This window comes from Chryseobacterium sp. BGARF1 (assembly GCF_001677955.1).
Lineage (GTDB): Bacteria > Bacteroidota > Bacteroidia > Flavobacteriales > Weeksellaceae > Chryseobacterium.
The window spans coordinates 1-5142 of the sequence record NZ_LELA01000061.1 but is presented as its reverse complement, the minus strand read 5'-3'; the positions used below and the strand labels follow the sequence as shown (position 1 = coordinate 5142).

Here is a 5142-nt window from a genome sequence, read left to right as displayed (position 1 = left end):
CATTCAGGGTAATGTTTACGGTTGTGGTTGCAGTTGTATTTTGAGCATGAACATTGTTAGTTCCTAATAAAGTTGCTCCGATAGTTAAGGCTGCGATTGCGATTAATTTTTTCATGGCAGTAATATTTGATTTTAATTTTGTTTAATTGTTCTCTTTTGTATACTGCAAATTTAGAACGTCGATAAAAGTTTTTTTGTAGTTGAAAATGGAAGTTCATGTAGTAAAATAACTACACGGATTAATTATTCGGTGTTATCCCAAAAGCTTCCAGGCTTTATTAAAAGAGTGAATGTTTTAAAATCCTTTTTAATAGTTTCATAAATTGATTATATTTGTATCAATAAATGATACTTAAAAATATAAAATAATGATAGCAGAAATAGAAAAATACATCGAAATTCAAAATAATATTGATGAGATTCTGAAAAATTCTCCTTTCAAAATGTCATATATTATTGAGAAATCAGGAATTAAGAAACCTACTTTTTTCAAGAAACTAAAAGAAAAAAGATTCACACCGGAAGAACTTTTGATCATTTCAAAAACCATAGAACCCAAACAATGGCGCAACGAAACGAAAGAAGAAATACTGGAATCTTTGAAACGCTCTGAAGAAGATTTTAAAAACGGTAGAACTCATGACTACAAAGAAGTCATGGAAGCGTCAAGATTACGTCAAGAAAAGTACAGAAATGAAAATAAAATTCTCTGATGAATCTCTTTTAGATTTAAGAAATATTGAAGAATATCTTCTTAAACATTGGAGTGATAAGGTCTTTGATGATTTTCTTACAAAATTTAATGAGATCATAGAGGTCATATCTGCCGGAAACGTAATTTTTCAAAAATATGAAAATACAGATTATCACAAAGTATTGATCACAAAACATAATACGCTTATTTATACCATTGAGGATAATGTTTTAAAGATTATTAAAATTCTTCAAAACTTCCAAGATCCAGATAATAATTACGAATCATTAAAATAATAATCAAAACTAAACATGAAAAAACTAGGAATTATTGGCTGCGGCTGGCTCGGAAATCATATTGCAGAAAGATCATCTAGTCAATATGAAATTTTTACAACCACTACATCGGAATCTAAAATAGAAGAATTTAAATCAAAAGGATATCATCCAACTTTGGTTGATTTTCCTGATCATTCATCCGAAACAATAAGAAAATGGGATGTTTTGCCACAATTAGATGCTGTGATCATTACCGTTCCGTTTTCAGGAATTAGGGGAGCACAAGTCTCTATGAAAGAAAAACAGGAGAATTTGTTAAAGTTTTTGGGAGATTACAAAGGTCAGTTGTTTTTAATGAGTTCAACGGGAGTTTATCCTCAGATTGACAAAGATTTTACAGAAAATGATCAACCTGCAGAAGAGGTAGAAAGTGAAAATTTTATCCTGCAACAATTCCCAAAAGCCAATATTTTAAGATTGGCAGGATTGATGGGAGATCAGCGGCTTTTAAAGAATTATAATATTTCAAATTTAGACCTGTTGGTGAATCATATTCATTATGCAGATATTTGTTCGGTAGTTGAAAAAATGCTGAATAATCAGTCCGAATCTAAAGTATATAATGTGGTTGCACCCATTCATCCCAACAAAGAAGAGGTAATTAATGCTCAGAAAGATTTGCCTTACGAGGGAACTAGAACGACAGTTGGAAGAACGATTTCTCCAAACAAATTAATTAAAGAATTGAATTTTGAGTTTCAATATCCTGATCCGAAATATTTTCATCTGAGTTAAATCTATTAAATTTTAATTAAATGAAAATCCTCCAAATTGTATCTTCTGTTTTATTTTTCAAAAATGATCTTTTATATTTTCCTCGATAAATGGTTTTAAATGAAAATTAAGAAGAATTTGTACCCAATCTCGTGGTTTAAATCATTAAGTTTTCTTTCATTATTTATCCTGATGGCATTTTACAGCCTTCAGGATATTCAATTGATTTATCCTTCCTATTTTCCGAAACCTGTTTATGATTTTAAGAAAAACCCGCTAAAACAGTCTACTGTCGACTTGGGAAGAAAGCTCTTTTATGATTCTATTTTATCGAGAGATCATACAATTTCATGTTCTTCCTGTCATTTGTCGAATCAGGCTTTTTCGCATGCCGGAAATCATTTAAGCAAAGGGATTGAAGACGGAATTGGAGACCGAAACTCTCCGGCAATCTTCAATCTGGCTTGGCAAAAAACATTTATGTGGGATGGCTCGGTTGTGAATATTGATGTTCAGGCTTTAGCGCCAATCAATCATCCGGCGGAAATGGGTGAGGATATTAATTCTGTTGTGAGAAAACTCAATCGATCAAAAGAATATAAAACGCTTTTCTACAGAAGTTTTGGCGACAGTTTGGCAACTTCTGAGCGTTTAATGAAGGCGCTTTCACAGTTCCAGTTAACGATTGTTTCAGTTAATTCAAAATATGATAAAATGAAACAAGGGAAAGCGAAATTTACATCAGCAGAAAATAATGGGTATCAATTATTTAAACAAAATTGCAGCTCATGTCATGCAGAACCTTTGTTTTCGACGTATGAATTTGCCAATAACGGACTTTCTTATAATTCCGAACTAAAAGATTATGGAAAATGGAACAAAACTTTTGAGCCTGCAGATAAAATGATGTTTAAAATTCCAAGTTTGAGAAATCTTGCTTACACTTATCCTTACATGCATGACGGTAGATTTAAAACCTTAGATGAAGTGTTGAAACATTATGAAAATGGAATCGTTAAAAGCCCAACTTTAGCGAAACAATTAGAAAAATCAATCGTTTTTAATCCGAAAGCAAAGGAAGATTTGCTGGCTTTTTTGGCGACCCTTAATGATTCTGTTTTGGTTTCTAATGTGGGGTTTCAGAAGAAATAATTTTTATTGATCAAAATGAAAGATAATAAGCCTATTAAGCACATTCACCTTTTTAAAAATTATACTGCTCAATATGATAAAAATGATTTCGTTTTGTTTTCAGAAACCGGCAATGAAATCGGAAAAGTTGCAGATGAATCTAATTTTTTCAGAATCCGGCATTATATAGAATATCAATCGCGTACTTATTATATTAAAAATATAGGCTTTCTGAAAAATGACATAGAATTGAGTCTTTCTAAAAGAGTAATTTATTTTACGGATCTCGCAAAAGATAGAATCATTAAATCAGGAGAGGATGTCAGGATATATTATTTTACGCTAACTAAAACAAATCAACTTTTTGAAAAAGGAAAATTACTCATAAAAATTCAGGAAGTAAAGCATAAGTCAAAAGAGACTGTTTTTTATATTGAAGCAGACGAATCAGTTGAAGATTTACTCATCTTACTGTTTCTGCATTATTCTACAAAAGAGTTTAACAGCATTGGCGGTGATGGAGATTAACAACAAAACCTGCAGCAGTGCAGGTTTTATTCATTATTTATTCACTAAAATATTTTCTATAGATTCCAGAATTTCTTTTTCTACATCATCTTCATGAAGGTTTTCAAGAGTGTAAGTTTTTTCTTTTGAAGCCGCAGTACCTGTTCCGTTTTGAAAAATAGTATCCTGATGCACAACGATTCTTTTTAGATTTTTATCGGCAACAAACATAATATGTGGAAACTTATCATTGGTATAAAAATTAGAATCTACATTTCTTGATATCTGAAGTTTGATATTGGTTTGAGAATTAATTCCTAAACCATTTTTAATTTCTTCGTTAAATGAAATCTTACAACCAAATCCGTTTTGTCTGAGCATTCTTCTGAATTCCTGCATTTTAGGGTCGATAAAGTTTTTACATAGCGTTTTAAAGCCTTCAATAAATAAATCGTCTTCGCTTTTTTTCTTTTCCAGACTTTCTTTCAGCTTTTGATTTTCCGATTTTAAGTTTGAAAACAGGGCATTCAGCTTATTTACATTTTCTTCTTTCATTTGCTTTGATTTTTGAACTACTTTAATTTAACGTGTTCATCTATATTTTACAAGATAAAATATTTTTCAAATATAAATAAAATCCTAAAAAAGAATGGTAATGAAAGGGCTGATGTTATGAATTTACAATTTCAATCTTGGTTTAGCTCTTGGTTTTCTTCTGAAATTCTAAAAGCGTTTCATCAATTAAAGGTGCTATTTCTATAAAACTGTTTATAAGATTTAAAATATCTTCTTGAATTATTTCATCATTGAGCGGTATCGAGCCTTCCATCAAAGTCTGTGGACCAAACTGAACGTTTATATTTTCCCACTTTTGCTCAAATTCTTTAAACTTTTGTCTAAAAGAATCTGCAAAGGCACGGCTTTGTAAGGCATATCCATTGAGTTGTCTTAGTTTCAGAGCATGAATATTGTACTTAAGTATTTTTTTCGAAAAAGCTTCTTGATCTATCCAAATTCCCATAAAAATGGCAGAACCAGAATGGGGCTTCTCATCAGGATTATTTGCCCAATGCTTTTTTTGCAATCGTAAAACAACCGAGTTTAACCAAATCCCGGTTTGAATTTCTAATCCACTTTTTTCAAGTACTTTTTTGCCAAATGCATTTACGGCATTTTCAAATTTGTTTAAATACGTTTTAGTATTCATTTATTCTCAATTTTTTCTGCCAGTCCGATAAGAATTCCTTCAGGTCCACGAATATAACAAAGCTTATAAATGTTTTGGTAATCAACGACTTCTTCTACAAGTTGGGCGCCAAGCTTATAAAGTCTGTCGAGGGTATCATCTAAGTCTGCAACAGCAAACATAACACGCAAATAACCTAAAGCATTGACGGGAGCGTTGCGATGATCTTCTATTATTTTTGGATTTATAAATTTCGAAAGTTCCAGTCGGCTGTTTCCATCGGGTGTCACCATCATTGCAATTTCTACAGATTGATTGCCTAGTCCGGTTACACGGCCTGCCCATTCTCCTTCAATCATCGATTTTCCTTCTAGTTTTAAACCGAGTTCGAGAAAAAAAGCAATGGTTTCGTCTAGAGATTCTACTACAATTCCGACATTATCCATTCTGAGTAAATTCTGTTTTTTCATTTTTTTTAAATTTATAATTAGAGGCTGTTTAAATTTTATTGAGTAATAATTTTATGGCAGATAATTTGACCATGTTTTCAGAACTTTCCATTAGAAGTTCAT

The 5142-nt window shown here is 31.4% G+C and carries 8 protein-coding genes; 5 read left to right on the top strand and 3 right to left on the bottom strand.

Annotation, left to right across the window (positions count from 1 at the left end):
* Nucleotides 1-368: 368 nt before the first annotated feature.
* From AB671_RS12310 to AB671_RS12290, 5 genes are all read left to right on the top strand, one after another.
* A complete protein-coding gene (locus AB671_RS12310; RefSeq protein ID WP_066681726.1) occupies nt 369-713 on the top strand; it encodes a hypothetical protein in 345 nt (114 codons plus the stop codon).
* Nucleotides 694-990: a type II toxin-antitoxin system RelE/ParE family toxin gene (locus AB671_RS12305; protein WP_066681722.1), complete on the top strand. Its 297-nt coding sequence runs from the start codon at nt 694-696 to the stop codon at nt 988-990. Before AB671_RS12310 ends, AB671_RS12305 begins: the two co-directional genes overlap by 20 nt.
* A 15-nt stretch (nt 991-1005) precedes the next feature.
* A complete protein-coding gene (locus AB671_RS12300; RefSeq protein ID WP_066681719.1) occupies nt 1006-1767 on the top strand; it encodes a hypothetical protein in 762 nt (253 codons plus the stop codon).
* Nucleotides 1768-1866: 99 nt separating this feature from the next.
* Nucleotides 1867-2898, top strand: coding sequence for a cytochrome-c peroxidase (locus tag AB671_RS12295; RefSeq protein WP_066681710.1), 1032 nt, complete (start codon nt 1867-1869; stop codon nt 2896-2898).
* A 15-nt stretch (nt 2899-2913) separates the two neighbouring features.
* Nucleotides 2914-3405 (top strand): hypothetical protein, encoded by a 492-nt coding sequence (locus AB671_RS12290; RefSeq protein WP_066681707.1) that lies wholly within the window; start codon nt 2914-2916, stop codon nt 3403-3405.
* Between the two features lie 33 nt (nt 3406-3438).
* Here AB671_RS12290 and AB671_RS12285 read toward each other — a convergent pair whose 3' ends face one another.
* The 3 genes from AB671_RS12285 to AB671_RS12275 all read right to left on the bottom strand — a co-directional run bounded on the left by AB671_RS12285 (nt 3439) and on the right by AB671_RS12275 (nt 5040).
* Nucleotides 3439-3939, bottom strand: a complete 501-nt coding sequence (locus AB671_RS12285) for a hypothetical protein (RefSeq protein ID WP_066681704.1) — start codon at nt 3937-3939, stop codon at nt 3439-3441.
* Between the two features lie 142 nt (nt 3940-4081).
* Complete coding sequence (locus AB671_RS12280; protein WP_066681695.1) at nt 4082-4591, bottom strand: hypothetical protein; 510 nt, start codon at nt 4589-4591, stop codon at nt 4082-4084.
* On the bottom strand, nt 4588-5040 hold the full coding sequence (locus AB671_RS12275) for a VOC family protein (protein WP_066681693.1): 453 nt from the start codon (nt 5038-5040) through the stop codon (nt 4588-4590). The genes AB671_RS12280 and AB671_RS12275 overlap by 4 nt, the downstream gene beginning before the upstream one ends.
* Nucleotides 5041-5142 lie beyond the last annotated feature (102 nt).